Source organism: Nostoc sp. UIC 10630 (assembly GCF_010747425.1).
Lineage (GTDB): Bacteria > Cyanobacteriota > Cyanobacteriia > Cyanobacteriales > Nostocaceae > Nostoc.
The window spans coordinates 1-17,490 of sequence record NZ_JAAGOG010000004.1; the positions used below are offsets into that span (position 1 = coordinate 1).

The window sequence follows — 17,490 nt, forward strand, 5'->3', positions numbered from 1 at the left end:
ATTTACTATTTACCTTTTTTGGTTAGCGGTGATATTTATTAATTTACAAGACCTTCACCTTTAAAATATTAGCCCATTTATATATAAAAGTTGAGATTCCAACTCTCTCAAAATAATTTAAAACAGCTATCTAAAATCAGTGCGCTTCGTTTATTATTCAAGCTCTAGTAAAAAATTATGTTCTTGTTACAACCTTTTAAGCAATTTTAAGTACATTGAAATTCTTAGCAATGATTAATTTTTATTTAACAAAAGATAATCCAATAGAAAATCCACTAATATAAATAAATAAATATTGATAAATACGTGAGACTCTACAAGCATTATTTACTAAGTCACGTATCGCAAACAATACAAAAACACCTAGCCGATGACTAATGTACTATGGCTACAAGGTGGTGCTTGTTCAGGCAACACCATGTCATTTCTCAACGCTGAAGAACCGACAGTCTGCGATTTAATTGCCGACTTTGGTATCAATATACTTTGGCATCCTTCCTTGGGGCTGGAATTAGGCAACGATTTACAAACGCTGCTACGGAATTGTATTTCTGGCACAATTTCTTTAGATATCTTGGTATTTGAAGGCAGTGTTGTTAACGCCCCCAACGGTACTGGCGAATGGAATCGCTTTGCCGATCGCGCTATGAAAGATTGGTTAGCAGACCTCGCCAAAGTTGCTAAATTTATTGTCGCTGTGGGAGACTGTGCCACATGGGGAGGAATTCCCGCCATGTCACCCAACCCCAGCGAATCGGAAGGTTTGCAATTTCTCAAACGTCAAGAAGGCGGCTTTTTAGGGAAAGATTTCGTATCGCAAGCCGGATTACCTGTAATTAATATACCTGGATGTCCCACCCATCCCGACTGGATTACGCAGATATTAGTTGCGATCGCTACTGGACGCATAGCAGACATTGCTTTCGATGAACTAAATCGTCCCCAAACCTTCTTCAACACCTATACCCAAACAGGTTGTACCCGCAACGTCCACTTTGCCTACAAAGCATCAACCGCCGAATTTGGTCAGCGCAAAGGCTGTCTATTTTATGACTTGGGTTGTCGCGGCCCCATGACTCATTCTTCCTGCAACCGCATCTTATGGAACCGCGTCTCTTCTAAAACTCGCGCTGGAATGCCTTGCTTAGGTTGCACAGAACCAGAATTTCCCTTCTTTGATCTCAAACCAGGAACAGTATTCAAAACCCAAACAGTAATGGGAGTTCCCAAAGAATTACCGCCAGGAGTGAACAAAAAAGACTACGCCTTACTCACAATGGTTGCAAAAGATGCAGCACCACCTTGGGCAGAAGAAGACTTTTTTACAGTTTAGTCATTTGTCATTGGTCATTAGTCATTTGTCCTTTGTGATTTGACCAATGACTATAACCTAATACAGTTCAGAATGAGCAACAAAACACTTGTAGAGACGGCGATTTATCGCGTCTTGAAAACCCAAGCGTATTAGACTATAACCTTTCACACTCCCATCAACGATAAATCAAGGGTTTCGACCATTTTGCCGGAGGGGCGAGTGAATAATTACCAATAACAAATGACAAAGGACAAATGACCAAGGACAAATAACAAATGACAAAGGACAAATAACAAATGACAATTCAATCATTAGACATTTCGCCCGTTGGTAGAGTTGAAGGCGATTTAGATGTTCGAGTTGATATTGAACATGGAAGAGTAGTCAACGCTTGGACACACGCTGAATTATTTCGCGGATTTGAAGTTATCCTACGCGGTAAAGATCCGCAAGCCGGATTAATTGTCACACCTCGCATTTGCGGAATTTGCGGCGGTTCTCACCTAACTTCTGCATCTTGGGCATTAGATACAGCTTGGGAAACAGAAGTTCCTCGTAATGCAATTCTGGCGAGAAATCTCGGTCAAATTGTCGAGACAATTCAAAGCATTCCCCGCTATTTTTATGGACTGTTTGCTATTGATTTAACAAATAGAAAATACCGTAATAGTCGCTATTATGAGGAAGCTGTTAAACGCTTTGCCGCCTTCACTGGCAAATCTTACGAACTAGGCATAACAATTTCCGCTAAACCCGTAGAAATTTATGCACTATTGGGCGGACAATGGCCCCACAGCAGTTATATGGTGCCTGGTGGTGTGATGTGCGCCCCAACCCTTACAGACATTACCCGCGCTTGGGCGATTCTCGAATACTTCCGCACCAATTGGTTAGAACCAGTGTGGTTGGGTTGTTCATTAGAACGCTACGAACAAATCCAAACTTATGATGACTTTAGAGATTGGTTGGATGAAGACCGAAATCATCGAGATTCCGACTTAGGTTTTTATTGGCGCATGGGTTTAGATATCGGTTTAGATAGATATGGCGCTGGTGTTGGTAAATATGTCACTTGGGGATATTTAGCCCATGAAGATAAATACCAAAAGCCGACTATCGAAGGACGAAATGCGGCGATGATTATGAAAAGTGGTGTGTACGACAGCTTCGCAGACACTCACGTTTTAATGGATCAGTCATTTACCCGCGAGAATACAACTCACTCTTGGTACGATGAAGGGACAGCAGATATTCACCCTAGCGATCGCACCACTAAACCCACTGCAATCAATACCAAAGACTTCGATAACGCCTACTCGTGGTCGAGTGCAGTCCTGCACAAAGACTTCGGACGCTTGGAAACCGGCCCCTTAGCGCGGCAATTAGTAGCTGGTGGTCAACATGGCGAATCTTGGCAACACTACGACGGTTTTATCCTTGATGTCTTCAAACAAATGGGTGGTGCTAGTATTCATGTGCGTCAGCTAGCACGAGTTCACGAACTTGTCAAGTTATATCGTCAAGCTGAACACTGCTTGCGCGAATTCAAATTAAACGACCCTTGGTATATCAAACCCAAAGAAAAAGATGGCAAGGGTTGGGGTGCAACGGAAGCAGCACGCGGTTCCTTATCTCACTGGGTGGAAATAGAGGGCGGTAAGATTAAAAACTACCAAGTTATTGCCCCAGGTACTTGGAATATCGGCCCTCGTGACGGTGAAGGAATCCGTGGCCCCATTGAAGAAGCTTTAATTGGGACACCCATTTACGATTCTAGCGATCCGGTGGAAGTTGGTCATGTGGCGCGATCGTTTGATTCATGTTTAGTGTGTACAGTCCATGCCCATGATGCTAAAACTGGTGAAGAGTTAGCGCGTTTTCGGACTGCTTAATTCTCAAATATCAGGTTGTCTACCACAACGCACATTGAGTTACACTGGCTCTACAAGTGATTGCGATTTTGGTAGACATACTTTGTATGGCTGATGTATGGCTGAAGTTATTGAGATACCTATTGAACTGATTCACTTTCAACTTCCTGAAGCTGTCCAAGAGCGTTTGCAATTTCTGCTAGATCGCCAAGATGCAGGCGAAGCGCTCCCCCTTGCAGAACGACGAGAAGCACAAGGGCTGGTTGAGTTAGCAGAATTTTTATCTCCGTTGCACTTGCGATCGCATCATTGACAAATTCATATTTATTACTCAGATTTTAGTTCAATCTCAAATTCAAGTTTGGAACGGTAGAAACACACATCAAACTCTAGGAAAAAGTTTGTCTGTCCAAAAATTAAGGGTACATTCGCTCTTCTCACCCAAGCAAATACCAGTTGAACTGGCGCAAAGTCACCGATCTCAACGTTTGCAAAGAATGGCATTGCTGGCAGATTGCTCAGGTTGCCTGCTAATTGAATAATCGCCCTGCTATCATCCCAAACCCCACCTAACTCAATACCAATTTCATAGGGCAAAACATTTACAGTTGCACCACTGTCCACTAATCCAAGAGCTTCAACAGCTTTATCACCCTGACGAAGACAAAGTGGAATCCGTGGCAAACTGTCAAACTCATTTTGGGAAAGGTCAGTGGTCGAGTATTTGAATCGCATGTGGTCAGACCTAATCTTCCTGTTTCAAGGCTTGCATGAGAATTTCACCTGCGCCAAACGAATTGTAGGGTGTAGGCAAATCATAGGTTTTAAATGGTTCGAGAGGTGAAATATCTTTGTTGGTATCCAATTCTTCCGCCAAAATGCGGATTAGCTTAATTTTTTCTGATATAGAGAGTTTCCTGACAGCAGGAAGTAGCTCAGTGAGTGTCATGTTTCGCGCTCCATTTCTCCAACTTGGGTTACTTACAGCTTACTTGATTAACCATCTACCTAAGCGATTGCCCAAAAGATAAATTTGGGGAAAATGAGGGATAAATAACCTATTCCCAATGTCCTATTCCCAATGCCTTATATTCAAAACTCGTAGCGTACCACACTAAAACTTATAGAAACAGTGCGTTAGGCTTGCGTTAATGCATTTGCATAAAACAGCAATTTACACGGTAAGCTTGTGTCTGATTTAGCGCTACATAATTATCTCCCTCGCGTTCCCGATGCAGCATTGCAAGAATACATAGAATGGTGTGTTTTAGAGCAAGCTCAAGCCGCAGAATGTAACTTTACTCCTGATAGAAGTAAGTTAGATAATTTGCCACCAGAAGACTACGTTCCTAAACTTGTCGAGCAGTTCATGAAAGTTAAACCAGACCCAATTAAAGCCGGTTTGGTAGCTGCGATCGCTGGCAAGGAAGCTGACAAACACGCTTTATCCGGTTTAGCGATCGCAGCTGATTTTGTATCTCTTTATGTCAAGTATTTAATTCCTAAAGAGGGAAGTACTAAAGAACAGGCTGAAGAGATATTAACTCAAGCATCACAACATCAGTATGAGAAACTAACTGAAGTTGCCAAGAAACATGGTGTAGATTTATAGTTTCCGACTGATAAATTATTTTTCAGAGGCTTTGTCTATATTATTAGTCAAAGCCTCTGTTTCAGTCACTACTGTTTATCTGATCTACAGCCTACTCGATACCAGTACTCATACATTGGTTCATACAAGTAATCGTCATTATTTGATGCTAACTATTATTGGTTGTGGAAATCTCAATCGCAATGACGACGCAGTAGGCGTAATCATTGCCCAACGCTTACAAAAATATCTAGCTGAAAACCCTCACCCTCATGTGCGAGTTTATGACTGTGGCACCGCAGGGATGGAAGTAATGTTTCAAGCTAGAGGTAGTAAACAATTAGTAATTATTGATGCAAGTTCAACTGGTTCAGAACCGGGTGCTGTGTTTAAAGTTCCAGGAAAAGAACTGGAAGCGTTGCCAGAACCTAGTTATAACTTGCACGATTTTCGCTGGGATAATGCTTTAGCCGCCGGACGGAAAATCTTTCAAAATGACTTTCCTGAAGATGTCACAGTTTATTTAATTGAGGCTGCAAATCTTGCTTTGGGGCTGGAATTAAGTCTTGTTGTCAAACATTCTGCTGATTTAGTTTTTGAAGAGGTAGCTGCACTTATCAAACAGAATATCAACTTTTAATTAACAATCCAAAATCAAATCAAGCCCAATCCCGATAAACAGAAAGTTCATCTACCCTCATTTCAAAAGGTATACCTTGACTTTCTGGCGGACAAACACGGATTTTAGCACTGTTAACAATTCCATATAGCAATGTCCCCATTGGCACAATTTTTTGTAAAACACGCCAATTAATAACTTGATCGGGACATTCAATTACCAATGTCAGAGCATTGGCGTGGGTTGTGACATACCACCGGCAATCAGACAGCAGATTTTGAATATTGCGATCGCACGCTTCATAAAAGTATCTACTAATAGAATCCTCTAATTGCTGTCGCAGTATAATATCTGCCGATGTTGGTTGCATAGGATGTGAGTCATCACTATTAAAGTAATACATATTTCTAGCCATCTCTCTTTAGCTTCCTACTTATATTCCAATCACCATTCCATAAAGTACATCTTTATTTGTTTCTAATAATTCCTGGGTTTCATCATCATAATAAGCACCTATTCCACTACACTGAATCCCCAAATAATTACTAGTTAAATAAAGTCTCTGTCCCAGAAAACCAGCTATTTGCATAGCAGTTTGGTAGTTTAAATAATCTGACACAAAAAATAAAGTTACAGCGCTATCTTTAGCAATAGCCTGATTAATACATAAGTAACCTGTCTTTTCACTAAAATTACCTGTCTTAACCAGATACGTACCTTTATATAACCCAGATGTCATTCCCTCTACTCGATGCACGACTGAGTAAATTTCTATTTCCTCATAGTTTTCTGTTGGTATTGACTGTTGAAGTTGCTGCACTATATATAAATAATCTTCTTGAGAAATAGACTCTTTCCGGAAACGTCTAATAGAACGTCTATCCCAAACAACTTGATAAAATTTATCTTTGTCGAATTCAAATTGAGGATATTCTAATTGCTGCTGGCGGCTATTTTGTAGAGTAGTTGCTTGATAGCCATCTTCAATAAATTGATTGGATTCAAAATAATCAGTACCAGAAACAAAAGGAACTTTCAGCCTTAATCGTCTGATTTTTTTATCTTGTACTTCTCCTGACATCACACAAGCAGTAATAAACTCTTTATTCTCAAATCCCAAATCTGAATTGAGAGCAAGTTTATCAAAGTCGAAAATTAGTTGTATATCTCGGTTGTGGAGAAAAGCTGAAGCTGCAACTGCACCTAAATGGTGTCCGCTATCTAAAAAGCAATATCTTATGCTTCTGTTTTGATATTTCCAGCTAGACCTATAATAAACACAACTAATTAAAAAGATGAATCCGTTGATACATTTCCCCGGTATAATATAACTCTCTAACCCATCATCAATTAATTCATAGATGAGAGTTAGACAATTATTCTCAACCTCTAGATGGTATATACCATTTACCATTCCCTCCATTCCACGAACCTGTACGTAAACTTCCGTAGGATATAGAGCGCCTGCTGATGGATTCACCCGCAGTTTATAAGGGCCATCTTTATATACTTTTTCTAGTGTTATCGCACTGGTTAACGAGATAAAAGAGTGAACAGGATTATTGAGATTTAATTTTACTCTCCGATAAAACTTTGGATAAACTTTAAATGCAGATGGCTGTGTTGAAGCATCTACATAATTTGGATCGAGTTGTACTGATAAGTAAGAATGCTTGGTAGCGTCATGATAAGCTTTGCCCGACATCTGACTTAATGGCATTTTTAAGTATCCTTAAAACTTCTACATTGCTGGCAAAATCGATAGCTTTATAGTCGTCTAAGTTTTTCAAATATAAGTTAGGATGATGTTGTAAAAGTAACTTGACGACTTCTGTTTTTCCGGCTGATGCTGCATACATTAAAACGGTTGCACCGTTATCATTTTGGTTATCAATATTAATGTTGGCAGCCAACAGTAAATTAATTAACTCATAGTGATTACCAAAACAAGCAAACCACAAAGCATTGTTGCGTAGGCGTAGCCCGCCGGAGGCATCGCTATTTCGAGCGTTGATATCTACACCTGCATCAATTAATTCTTTGACGACTGTATACACTCCTTCTCTTGTAGCCTTCATCAAAGCTGTATCGCCATTTTCTCCTGGCTGATTTAAATCCCCAGGGTTATAGGCTTTTGCTATTAGCCATTGAGTTGTTGCTTCACTCAATTCTTGTCTGTTTAATTGACTCATAATTATTCTTTAAACCTCACACGATTAAGTATTTTCTAAGCATAAAATTGCTTAGAAAACTTAATGGTGGGCATTACCCACCATTCTTTTAAAATTTTATACGAGTAGCTAAAGTCTAGTTGTTTGCCAAAGCAACTTTGCTAAGTATTTAAAAGTTTGGTAAAACGAAAAAATCTTTCCCCACTCACTACTCTCCGCCCTCACCCAGCAATTTTACTTTGGTTTGCTTTAGTACTAAGTTAACTAGCAACAATTTAGCTTAGTTATATATTATCACTCTGATAAGTTTGAATTATGAATCATTTATAAAGATCCCTGGATATATCTAGAAAAAAATATTTAAAAACAATTAAAGTGCAGTATTGTTTACAATCTAATTTCATTATCTAGACTAATAGCAAATAGACTTTTGCGTAAGTTCCCCCTAGCTTTAATAATGGTCTTAAGCACATTGTTAAAGCGAAAATTTGATACCATTTTTCCATTAAATGTTGTTTTTAATAAAAACGAATTATGATCTTGAGATTTACTTTATACATCTAAGACTTATTAAGAAATTTAAAACATTTTCTTTTTTCAAGCCAAATTTGCTAACTTATTTAAGTATAAATAAGTAAAACACACACAAAACATGGAAATTAGCGCTCGCAATTCTCTCAAAGGTACTGTAAAAAAAGTTGTACCTGGTACAGTTAACACTGAGATAATTTTAGAAATTGCACCAGGAGTAGAGTTAGTGTCAATAATCACAAAATCATCAGCGGAAAAGCTGGGACTTACAGAAGGCAAGGAGGCTTATGCAGTAATTAAATCATCAGATGTGATAGTTGCTGTTGAATAAAAATAGGCAAGTTGCCTTTTATTCAACAGCAACTATCACTAATATCGAATTGCATTTATATCTTTCAATTTAATGACCTCACTCCTTGAATTAATATAGGAGTGAGGTCAATTTAATTCGTAATTCGTAATTCGTAATTGCTATATATGGTCTTAATTACAAATTCAAAAATTTTTGTTCAAGAAAATATTATTTATTATATATTTTAATTAGTTCAATGATCAATAATGTGGACATAAATAGCTTGGATGCTTTCTGTATCTAGTGCTAAAGATATATTTTTTATTTTAAAAATAAATGATGGAAAGTTTTGTTCTAAAGTAATAGTAGTTCTTGGTGTTACCCCTATTGATATTAGTCTGTTTAAGATTCTTTCATCCTGACTTTTACAGAAGGTGACGATTCCTCGCTCTCCCGCTCTCAATAACTCTAATGAACAGCCAGTCACACTAAAAGGGGTAAACATTTGAATTATAAATTAATAATTTTGAAGGGAAGAAGGAAGTATATTTTCATCCTTCATCCTTCATGCTTTATTTGGTTGCCAAAGACAACAACCAAAGTAATAATTTATACGAGATATGCTTCTTGATGTGTTTTGATTGTGCAATTAGAACGAGGATAAGTTACACAAAGTAGAGCGTATCCTTTAGAAACCTGATCGTCATCTAGGAAGTTTTGATCTTCTTGATTAACTTCACCTTCAACAACCTTACCTACACAGCTAGAGCAAGATCCTGCATGACATGAAAAAGGCAATTCAATACCATTTTCTTCTGCTGCTTCTAAGATGGTAGTTTCTTCATCAACTTCAATTGTGGTGTCGATGTCTTCTTTTTTGTTGATTAATCTAACTTGGTAGGAAGCCATTTTCCGATTCTCCTCAAACGTTATACAGTTGGTTTATTTCCGAAGTTTTTGAGCAACATATCCTACTTTTTGTTCTCCTTCTTCTTACAGAGATGCAAAGTTTAGTCGGCTTCTCTATAAGGGTGAGGAATGCAAAGCGAACTAGAGGCTACCTTAAGGGCATTGAAACTCTGTGGAATGCATCTATGGGAAGCCTCTACAATCAGACTTGGCCCTAACGGAATGATGTTAGCTGCAAGGTACACCAGTAGGCGTGCCGTCGTCTGTTTTGAAGGACTTTCCACAACCGCAGGTATCAGTCGCATTGGGGTTGATGAATTTAAAACCGCTTTCCATCACTCCCTCAACGAAGTCAACGATAACTCCGTCTAATAAAGGCGCACTTTTGGCATCAACGTAAACTACCACTTTGCCTTGGTGACTTACCAAATCATCTGGTTGAGGTTTGCTGGTGATATCGATCGCATATTCATAGCCACTGCAACCACCATCTTTTACCGAGATCCGGACACCTTTAGTTGCGCCGTCAGCGTCGGGTGCTGAACCTTTGAGGAATGCTCGCAGATGAAATTCTGCTTTTTCTGATAAGATAACGGCCATCAGTTCTCCTGATTTGTAGCGATTAGTTGTTCTGATTTCAGGTGTAGATTGTCATTTGTCCTTCGTCATTTGTCAGTTGTCTTTTGTTATTTACTAATGACCAATGACTAATGACCAATGACAAAATTAAGTATTTTGTGCAATACCTGTGGGTTCCATCGAATTGGATTGTGCGTGTCTCCAAGGCGCACTATTACCGCATACTGGACAAGAGCGATCGCGGTGAGAACGGCGTTTAGCAAATTCCATCCGATTTAAATCGATTGTCAGCAATTGCGATAATAGAGGCTGACTAAACCCGGTGATCAGCTTGATAGCTTCCAGTGCTGTTAAACAAGCTAGGGTTCCAGAAACAGCGCCTAGAACTGAAAAGCCGCGCTGATCCCACTCAGGCTTTTCTGGAAACAGACAAGACAAGCAAGGAGTCACACCAGGAATAATCGTCGTCAGGTAAGCCTCCATCCCATTCATTGCGGCTTCCACCATTGGCTTACGCGATCGCACACAGGCTTCGTTTAACAAATTGCGCTCTGTAAAATTGTGGGCGCAATCAAGAGCCATATCAGCAGATTGCACTAACGAATCTACATTTTCCGGGGTGATGTAATCATGAACAGCTTCCACTTGGACATCAGGATTAATCGCATCCAGAGTTTCTTTAGCTTTGAATACCCTTGGCTTACCTACCCAATCATCAGTCATGAGAACCTGACGATTCATATCATCTTGCCGCAAGTCACCACCCCGGACTAGGATTAGCCGCCCAACGCCCGCTACTGCTAAGTAAAGCGCCGCCGTACCGCCTAATCCCCCCACACCTGTAACCAAAACCGTCGCTGACTTCAGGCGTTTCTGTGCTGTTTCGCCAAAATTTGGAAGCATCATTTGGCGACGATAGCGTTCTAATTCGGTAGGCGTTAGGTTAACCAATTTATACCTCCTAATCAGAAGTGATTTCTGTCAGTGTGACTACATTTTTCGGCTTGTCGTTAAACACTTTGAACAGCTTTTGTTCATAAGCTGTCGATTCGATAAATACCTGATAAGCTTTTTGCAAAGCCAAAGAATATTGATTTAATTTCTCTTCTTGACTTAAATCAGGAGAATTATCATCAATTTCCTGCATATATTGAGAAAACTTTTTCAGAATATGTAGGCGATGTACATTTACAACTTCTAAGTCGTAGGACATATTAAAGAATTGGAAAAATTCTTCTGCATCTACGAGCTTCTTGAATTCATCAATAGTTCGAGTCATTTGGCATTCTCCAATTGTTTCAGATGTTGCTTAAGCTCATCTAACTGGCGATAGATTTCATAAGTTGCGGCGGCAACATCCATAAGTTGGTTGTAATCTGTTGGTAGCCCTTCAGCTAAATCATGCAGATCCATTTTCATTTGACCTGCTTTGCTGTTAAGCCGTCTGATTTGTCCTTGTAGTTCCTCAATTGTCATTTGTCCTTCGTCCTTCATCTTTTGTCATTAGTCATTTGTCTTTTACTAATGACCAATGACCAATGACCAATGACTAATTAAATTTTGCCAACTTCAGGAAAGCGCTTCGCCAAATCAAGACCTTTTTTGACGTAGTTTTCTCCCTCTTCTGCTAATTTTTCTAGCGAGTCAAAGCCAAAACGATGAGCATCTCGCAGGGTTTTCACAGTTAGCAAAAGACGACCAGAAAAAACTAGCGCCCAACCAAATCCTTCATGGCTCAAATCAACTACAACCTGGGATATCAAACCTGTTTCTTGTTCAATACCAGCCGCTACAGCTCGAAAAAATGCCATAATCCGGGCTTGAGTTACCGCATCAACTTCGCCTTCAACGGAGATTTCCCGTTTCTTTTGTTTGGTAACAATAAAGGGTTTGAGAATCAACTCATCCGACCAAGTACGATAAACTCCATAACTGTCTTGACCACGGATTTGTTTGATTAAGACCTTCAAAAAAGGTGAGTTCAAGACTTCAGTTGTAGCGGTTCCGTTCACACTATTATTTGCGGTCATACTGTTGCTTCGTCTTCAATTTCATCAGCAAAGTTTGTGGTTTTTGGCTGTAAAGCTTTACGCAACCAAGGTGGAGGATTACCTTTGAGGGTTTTCACTAGCTTATTTAGCACTTCACTAATTTCTTCTTCTTCTGATCGCGCCTTCACTGGGGTGACACCTTTCTTGATTAACCGAGCGGCGGCACTACCACCAATTGCTGTTACGTAAACAATCGTACAGTCACCTATTGCTTCAAGTTTTGGGGTGATTTTGTCTTCATTCCCGTCTTCTTTGAGTTCGCCTTCAAAGGTGAGGGTTTCTACGAAGTGATATCCCTCATCGGTAATTTCGTAAACATCAATCATTTTTGCCCATCCGAAGTGAGCATTAATATGAACTCGGTCGCTCGTCGTGAAGGCTATTTTCATTGTAATTCTCCTCTTTAAAGTTTTGAATTTTGAAGCAATACGGTTCAGTTAGTAATATTTAGCCTCGGAAGATCCCCCCAACCCCCCTTAAAAAGGGGGGCTAATTTAAGACTTGCTCTATTCCCTCCTTTTTAAGGAGGGTTAGGGAGGATCAATTCTTAACTGAACTGTTTTGAATTTCAAGTGTGAATTCAAAACTCTGCGCTCACAGTTCCGAACTCTTGGAACTGTTTAACTCTCGCTTCTTCTGCCTCTAAAAACAGGTTGCCGATGCCAAATAAAAGCTCCATCGTGCCTCGATAGCCAACTTTGGTAAATTGACCATTACCTAAGCGGTCATAAATGGGCAATCCTAAACGATAAAGAGGAATCGAAAGGCGTTTTGCGATCGCACCCACATTGGAGTTACCAATCAGCAAATCAGAACCGCCTGCTAGACTCTCAAAGTCTTCTAAGTCGCCGATGGTAATGCTTTTAACCGGGAGTTTTTCTAAGAGGTGCGATCGCGTGGTTGTCACCACTGCATGAATTTGCGCTCCCATCGATTGCAGGAAATGCACGGTTGACCACAACAAATCTGGTTCCAGTGCTAGGGAAACTCGCTTTGCACCGAAGTAAAAATGAGTGTCCAACATCGCATCTTGCAACTGACGACGTTGGCGGCGGTATTTTTCGGGTACGCTGTTACCGCTCAGAATCGCCAATGCTTGGATAAATTCATCTACTGGTTCTAATCCAGTTAGTTCGCCAAACACTTCGTAAGGTGTGCCAAAGCGTTCTTCGAGAATCTTGGCAGCCCCCCGCATACTTTCACCCAATGCCAGGGTAAAGGCAGAACTACCTACTTCTCGTAGCTGTTTTAAGGTAGTGCCACTGACTGTAACCGCACTATAATTATCCTCTAAATGTCCATCTAGAGAAGCGCCAAGGTCAGGTACAAAGATCGGCACTAATCCAAAGGATGTGACTATCTCTTTGATTTCCTGTACATCCCCAGGTGTGAAGGCAGAACCCGCCAAAATTGTGACTTGTTCAGTTCTAAGTCCACCCGCGCGAGGAATTTCCTTAACTATGCTTTCCACTGCAACAGCAAAGCCATCTTGCAACGCACCTTTAAAATCTGGGGTAGGTGCAAAAACGATCGCTAAATCATTCAATTCAGGATGGCGATCGCGGATTTCCTTCAGAAATCCTTCAATGTCATCGCCTCTAGTTTCCGTTAACCCAGTGGTACATAAACCAATAATTTCTGGGTTAGCCTTTTCCACCAGAGTCAGAATTGCTTGCTCCACATTCTCTTCACCACCCAAGATTGTAGTGACTTCCGTCATCGCCGTCGTAGCGAGGGGAATCGCTTCCCGGAAATGCCGCACTAGGACAACTTTAGCGAAAGCAGTACAACCTTGAGAACCGTGGAATAAGGGCATTGTCCCTTTCAATCCCAAAAAGGCTAAGGTTGCGCCCAAAGCTTGACTTTGCTTGAGGGGATTAACTGTCAGTGCTTTGTTAGAAGCGGTAACGATCGCCATTTAAACTTCCTCCTCTTCTTCCCAAGGAGCGGGTTTGCGTATTTGTTCCCAAATCGGGCTATACAGAGCTTCGTACAGTTCCCGCGCCATCTCAATCATTCCCACATAACCTGCATAAGGATGGTGGCGTTCTTGGTTGATATCAAGGAAAGGAATTCGAGCTTTCAAAGCTGTGTATTGGTTACGTCCACCAGCAATCAGCATATCTGCGCGAGTGTCTTTAACCAGTTGTAACAATTCTTGAGCGTTGCCTTTCTCTAGCATGATGCCATCATTGCCAATCAACTTCTTGATTTTGGCTTTATCTTCTTCAGTACTTTTCCGAGTACTGGTAGCAACAACTTCAATGCCTAAGTCTCTAGCAGCCGAAATAATCGACCAACTCTTGACACCACCTGTATACAACACAACCCGCTTACCTTTGAGCCGAGCGCGATAAGGAGCCAATGCCAAATCTAAAGCAGCCGTTTCTTCTGCAATTAGTTTTTCTGTCCGCTCTTGTAAATCAGCGTCGCCTAATTTAGCGGCGATGTTTCGCAGACAGCGATTCATATCATCGATGCCGTAGAAAGACTCTTCAATGTAAGGGATGTTGTAACGCTCCTCCATCTTTCTCGCCATATTGAGCAAAGCTCGTGAGCAGATCATGACGTTGAGCTTGGCGCGGTGGGCGTAGCGAATTTCATTGTAGCGAGCATCGCCCGTAATTTTAGACAAAATACGGATGCCTAATTTTTCTAGCAGTGGTGTTACTCCCCACATTTCACCGGCGATGTTGTATTCACCGATTAAGTTAATATCATAGGGCGTTGTATGTTCCGGTTCTGCTGTTCCGACAACATATTCTAATAAAGATTCACCACCAAAACGGTTGCCGAGATTTTTACTGCCAATGAATCCTGGAGCAATGACGGGAACAACAGGAGTACCAATTTTCTCAGCCGCAGCTTTGCAGACTGCATCGATATCATCGCCAATTAAGGCTGTAACACAAGTGGCATAGACAAATACTGCTGCTGGTTGGTAGCGCTCGTGAAGTTCCAGAATTGCTTTGTAGAGTTTCTTTTCGCCACCGAAGATGACATCATTTTCACCCAAGTCTGTGGTAAAGCCCATTTTGTAGAGTTGAGGGCCAGACGACAGACTACCACGACTGCCCCAGGAATTACCAGCACAGGCGATCGGCCCGTGGACTAAATGAGCAGCATCTGCGATCGGCACTAGAGCAATCATTGCACCATCAAAGGCACAGCCCCCTTGAGCCGCGCCAGGTTGTGCCTGTTGGGCGCAAGATTTGTTTTTCTTTTCGGATTGTTTGTGCTGATTATGTTCGCATCCTGTCTCAGTCAGCAGCTCGTTGATTTTGCCTTGGGTGCTTTTCATCTCTCTTCTCTTAATTGTTAATTGTCCTTTGTCATTTGTCATTTGTCCTTTAAATAACTAATGACCAATGACTAATGACCAATGACTAATGACCAATAACCAATGCCCCATGCCCAATAATTAGCAAATGTATTTTGTGACATCCTCTCCACATACATCGGCGAGGTAAGATAGAGCGCGGAAACGCAATCCTACAAATTCGTCATATAAAGGATTGAGTTTACATAGTGGTGGAATATCAATAGTCTTCCCAAATAATTGAATTTGTCGCTCAAAGGGACAACAACAAGGAATTGTTTGGCAAATTAGATGAGCGAAGCGATTATTTTTAACCTGAATTCCATCCACTACACTACGCAACGGATTAAGAAGATTGTGGAACCATCCTCGTTTTTTCTGGTTAGGTGGATGGTAGTTAGGATGAGGATGAGTGTGAGTATGTTCGTGAGTGTGATTGATGGTTTCCATTTATCAATTCCTTGGGTAAATGCTAGCAAGAAAAAGGGGAGTTGGGGATTGGGTATTGGGGATTGGGTATGGGGCATTGGGCATTGGGCATTGGGTGTTTTCCCAGTCCCTAGTCCTCAGTCCTCAGTCCCCAGTCCCTATTCCCTACTCCCCTTCTTTACCCTTAATTAACACGTTGTGTTTCTACGCAATTTCTAACGAATCAAGTCGTAGGAAATATCTGTCTTAGAAGGAATGTTGGTGTTGCGATCGATTTCTTCAAACAGGGTGTTTACAGTCCAGTTGAGGAGGTTGATCACACCTTGATAACCAATGGTGGCATAGCGGTGTAGGTGGTGGCGATCCATGATGGGGTAGCCGATTCTCACGAGGGGAATCTTGGTGTCGCGCCACAGGTACTTACCGTATGTGTTACCAACTAAGAAGTCTACTGGTTCGGTGAACAACAGTGAACGCATGTGCCACAAGTCCTTACCAGGCCAAACAGTTGCATGTTGACCGAAGGGGCTAGAAGCAAGCAGTTCTTTCATTTCTGCTTCAAATACTTCGTTGCTGTTGTGAACCAAGATATGCACAGGTTCAGCACCCATTTCTAGCATAAAGCCAACTACGCTGTATACTAAATCTGGTTCGCCGTAGATAGCGAAGCGCTTGCCGTGAATCCATGAGTGGGAGTCAGTCATGGCATCAACTGCACGACCGCGTTCGATTTCCAATTCTTCAGGAATGGGGATACCGCTCAATTCGCTGAGTTTCATCAAGAACTCATCAGTACCCTTAATGCCCCAAGGACGGGAAACTGAGGTTGGTTGCTTCCATTCTTTCTCGATGTACTCGCGGGTTTTGGGTGTAGAGTGTGCTTGCAGAGCGATCGTAGCTTTCGCATTGATTGAATCTGCTGCATCTTCTAACTTTGTACCACCTGGGTACATATCGAATTCACCTGTGTTTGGTGAATCCAAGTAGTCGCTGTTGTCGGCTAGAATTGTGTAGTCAAAGCCGAACAAAGAAGCAATCCGCTTGATTTCGCGGTTGTTGCCTACATAGGTATCAAAACCTGGGATGAAGTTGATTTTACCATTGCTGGTTTCTTTCTTATGACCTGCGGTCAAGTTAGAAAGAATTCCCTTCATCATGTTGTCGTAACCAGTGATGTGGGAACCAACAAAGCTAGGGGTGTGAGCGTAAGGTACTGGGAAATCTTGAGGAACTGAACCAGCTTGCTTAGAGTTGTTGATGAAGGCTTGTAAGTCATCACCAATTACTTCTGCCATACAGGTGGTGCAGACAGCAATCATCTTAGGCTTGTACAGTTGGTAAGAGTTCGCCAACCCGTCAATCATGTTTTGCAGACCACCAAATACGGCTGCATCTTCAGTCATTGAAGAAGATACACCAGAGAATGGCTCTTTGTAGTGACGGGTTAAGTGGGTACGGAAGTAAGCAACGCAACCTTGAGAACCTTGAACGAAAGGTAGAGTACCTTCAAAACCAACAGCAGCAAAGATTGCTCCTAGTGGTTGGCAGCCTTTAGCAGGGTTAACGGTTAAAGCTTCACGAGCGAAGTTCTTTTCACGATAATCCCAACCCTTTGTCCACTCTGAAACCCGTTTTACTTCTTCGGGATCGTGACCATTTTCAAACTGCTTTTTGTTTTCAAATAGCTGTTGGTACTCAGGCTGGTGGAATAACTCGACGTGATCTTGAATTTTTTCTGGATTCTGAGGCATTTCTTCTGGACTCCAAGCTTACTGAATTCTTTTACTGATTGAGGTGCGAGTGGGGAGTAGGG

The 17,490-nt window shown here is 41.3% G+C and carries 23 protein-coding genes; 6 read left to right on the top strand and 17 right to left on the bottom strand.

What is annotated here, in order from left to right; all coding sequences use genetic code 11:
- The first annotated feature begins 370 nt into the window (after positions 1 to 370).
- The 3 genes from G1O98_RS01970 to G1O98_RS01980 all read left to right on the top strand — a co-directional run bounded on the left by G1O98_RS01970 (position 371) and on the right by G1O98_RS01980 (position 3,499).
- On the top strand, positions 371 to 1,333 hold the full coding sequence (locus G1O98_RS01970; protein WP_163926935.1) for a hydrogenase small subunit: 963 nt from the start codon (positions 371 to 373) through the stop codon (positions 1,331 to 1,333).
- 278 nt (positions 1,334 to 1,611) lie between these two features.
- Positions 1,612 to 3,207 carry a nickel-dependent hydrogenase large subunit gene (locus tag G1O98_RS01975; protein ID WP_163926936.1) on the top strand — a complete coding sequence of 532 codons (1,596 nt, stop codon included), beginning with the start codon at positions 1,612 to 1,614 and terminating at the stop codon, positions 3,205 to 3,207.
- A 97-nt stretch (positions 3,208 to 3,304) separates the two neighbouring features.
- The gene (locus tag G1O98_RS01980; protein WP_163926937.1) at positions 3,305 to 3,499 is read left to right on the top strand and encodes a hypothetical protein; all 195 of its coding nucleotides are present in this window, start codon (positions 3,305 to 3,307) and stop codon (positions 3,497 to 3,499) included.
- Between the two features lie 14 nt (positions 3,500 to 3,513).
- On the opposite strand, the gene G1O98_RS01985 is transcribed toward G1O98_RS01980, so the two are convergent.
- Positions 3,514 to 3,921: a hypothetical protein gene (locus G1O98_RS01985; protein ID WP_163926938.1), complete on the bottom strand. Its 408-nt coding sequence runs from the start codon at positions 3,919 to 3,921 to the stop codon at positions 3,514 to 3,516.
- Between the two features lie 10 nt (positions 3,922 to 3,931).
- Positions 3,932 to 4,135 carry a hypothetical protein gene (locus tag G1O98_RS01990; RefSeq protein ID WP_099103703.1) on the bottom strand — a complete coding sequence of 68 codons (204 nt, stop codon included), beginning with the start codon at positions 4,133 to 4,135 and terminating at the stop codon, positions 3,932 to 3,934.
- A gap of 240 nt (positions 4,136 to 4,375) precedes the next feature.
- Here G1O98_RS01990 and G1O98_RS01995 point away from each other — a divergent pair, with 240 nt between their 5' ends.
- Positions 4,376 to 4,798 carry a hypothetical protein gene (locus G1O98_RS01995; protein ID WP_114083647.1) on the top strand — a complete coding sequence of 141 codons (423 nt, stop codon included), beginning with the start codon at positions 4,376 to 4,378 and terminating at the stop codon, positions 4,796 to 4,798.
- A gap of 145 nt (positions 4,799 to 4,943) precedes the next feature.
- The gene (locus G1O98_RS02000) at positions 4,944 to 5,417 is read left to right on the top strand and encodes a hydrogenase maturation protease (RefSeq protein WP_163927025.1); all 474 of its coding nucleotides are present in this window, start codon (positions 4,944 to 4,946) and stop codon (positions 5,415 to 5,417) included.
- A 19-nt stretch (positions 5,418 to 5,436) separates the two neighbouring features.
- On the opposite strand, the gene G1O98_RS02005 is transcribed toward G1O98_RS02000, so the two are convergent.
- The 3 genes from G1O98_RS02005 to G1O98_RS02015 are packed head-to-tail and all read right to left on the bottom strand — an operon-like array spanning position 5,437 to position 7,588.
- Complete coding sequence (locus G1O98_RS02005; protein ID WP_163926939.1) at positions 5,437 to 5,811, bottom strand: hypothetical protein; 375 nt, start codon at positions 5,809 to 5,811, stop codon at positions 5,437 to 5,439.
- A gap of 18 nt (positions 5,812 to 5,829) precedes the next feature.
- Positions 5,830 to 7,116 (bottom strand): nitroreductase family protein, encoded by a 1,287-nt coding sequence (locus tag G1O98_RS02010; RefSeq protein WP_163926940.1) that lies wholly within the window; start codon positions 7,114 to 7,116, stop codon positions 5,830 to 5,832.
- Entirely contained in the window at positions 7,079 to 7,588 is a 510-nt protein-coding gene (locus G1O98_RS02015; RefSeq protein ID WP_163926941.1) for an ankyrin repeat domain-containing protein, read from the bottom strand. Before G1O98_RS02015 ends, G1O98_RS02010 begins: the two co-directional genes overlap by 38 nt.
- A gap of 631 nt (positions 7,589 to 8,219) precedes the next feature.
- Here G1O98_RS02015 and G1O98_RS02020 point away from each other — a divergent pair.
- Positions 8,220 to 8,429, top strand: coding sequence for a molybdopterin-binding protein (locus G1O98_RS02020; RefSeq protein WP_163926942.1), 210 nt, complete (start codon positions 8,220 to 8,222; stop codon positions 8,427 to 8,429).
- 214 nt (positions 8,430 to 8,643) lie between these two features.
- Here the strand turns inward: G1O98_RS02020 and G1O98_RS02025 are convergent, their stop codons facing one another.
- The 12 genes from G1O98_RS02025 to nifK form a co-directional block, all read right to left on the bottom strand.
- Positions 8,644 to 8,895, bottom strand: coding sequence for a FeoA family protein (locus tag G1O98_RS02025; RefSeq protein WP_163926943.1), 252 nt, complete (start codon positions 8,893 to 8,895; stop codon positions 8,644 to 8,646).
- Between the two features lie 104 nt (positions 8,896 to 8,999).
- Positions 9,000 to 9,299, bottom strand: a complete 300-nt coding sequence (locus tag G1O98_RS02030) for a 2Fe-2S iron-sulfur cluster-binding protein (RefSeq protein WP_094339973.1) — start codon at positions 9,297 to 9,299, stop codon at positions 9,000 to 9,002.
- A gap of 228 nt (positions 9,300 to 9,527) precedes the next feature.
- The gene (locus G1O98_RS02035; RefSeq protein WP_012407189.1) at positions 9,528 to 9,899 is read right to left on the bottom strand and encodes an iron-sulfur cluster assembly accessory protein; all 372 of its coding nucleotides are present in this window, start codon (positions 9,897 to 9,899) and stop codon (positions 9,528 to 9,530) included.
- Between the two features lie 126 nt (positions 9,900 to 10,025).
- The gene (locus tag G1O98_RS02040) at positions 10,026 to 10,829 is read right to left on the bottom strand and encodes a HesA/MoeB/ThiF family protein (RefSeq protein WP_163926944.1); all 804 of its coding nucleotides are present in this window, start codon (positions 10,827 to 10,829) and stop codon (positions 10,026 to 10,028) included.
- A 10-nt stretch (positions 10,830 to 10,839) separates the two neighbouring features.
- A complete protein-coding gene (gene nifW, locus G1O98_RS02045) occupies positions 10,840 to 11,157 on the bottom strand; it encodes a nitrogenase-stabilizing/protective protein NifW (RefSeq protein WP_163926945.1) in 318 nt (105 codons plus the stop codon).
- Positions 11,154 to 11,354: a CCE_0567 family metalloprotein gene (locus G1O98_RS02050; RefSeq protein WP_100900533.1), complete on the bottom strand. Its 201-nt coding sequence runs from the start codon at positions 11,352 to 11,354 to the stop codon at positions 11,154 to 11,156. Before G1O98_RS02050 ends, nifW begins: the two co-directional genes overlap by 4 nt.
- A gap of 77 nt (positions 11,355 to 11,431) precedes the next feature.
- Positions 11,432 to 11,908, bottom strand: coding sequence for a NifX-associated nitrogen fixation protein (locus G1O98_RS02055; protein WP_100900532.1), 477 nt, complete (start codon positions 11,906 to 11,908; stop codon positions 11,432 to 11,434).
- Positions 11,905 to 12,318, bottom strand: coding sequence for a nitrogen fixation protein NifX (gene nifX, locus G1O98_RS02060; protein WP_012407194.1), 414 nt, complete (start codon positions 12,316 to 12,318; stop codon positions 11,905 to 11,907). The genes G1O98_RS02055 and nifX overlap by 4 nt, the downstream gene beginning before the upstream one ends.
- 191 nt (positions 12,319 to 12,509) lie before the next feature.
- Positions 12,510 to 13,847: a nitrogenase iron-molybdenum cofactor biosynthesis protein NifN gene (gene nifN, locus G1O98_RS02065; RefSeq protein WP_163926946.1), complete on the bottom strand. Its 1,338-nt coding sequence runs from the start codon at positions 13,845 to 13,847 to the stop codon at positions 12,510 to 12,512.
- On the bottom strand, positions 13,848 to 15,230 hold the full coding sequence (nifE, locus tag G1O98_RS02070) for a nitrogenase iron-molybdenum cofactor biosynthesis protein NifE (protein ID WP_163927026.1): 1,383 nt from the start codon (positions 15,228 to 15,230) through the stop codon (positions 13,848 to 13,850). It lies immediately after the preceding gene.
- Between the two features lie 120 nt (positions 15,231 to 15,350).
- The gene (locus G1O98_RS02075) at positions 15,351 to 15,698 is read right to left on the bottom strand and encodes a Mo-dependent nitrogenase C-terminal domain-containing protein (protein WP_163926947.1); all 348 of its coding nucleotides are present in this window, start codon (positions 15,696 to 15,698) and stop codon (positions 15,351 to 15,353) included.
- A 194-nt stretch (positions 15,699 to 15,892) separates the two neighbouring features.
- Positions 15,893 to 17,428 carry a nitrogenase molybdenum-iron protein subunit beta gene (nifK, locus tag G1O98_RS02080; protein ID WP_012407198.1) on the bottom strand — a complete coding sequence of 512 codons (1,536 nt, stop codon included), beginning with the start codon at positions 17,426 to 17,428 and terminating at the stop codon, positions 15,893 to 15,895.
- Between the last annotated feature and the right edge of the window lie 62 nt (positions 17,429 to 17,490).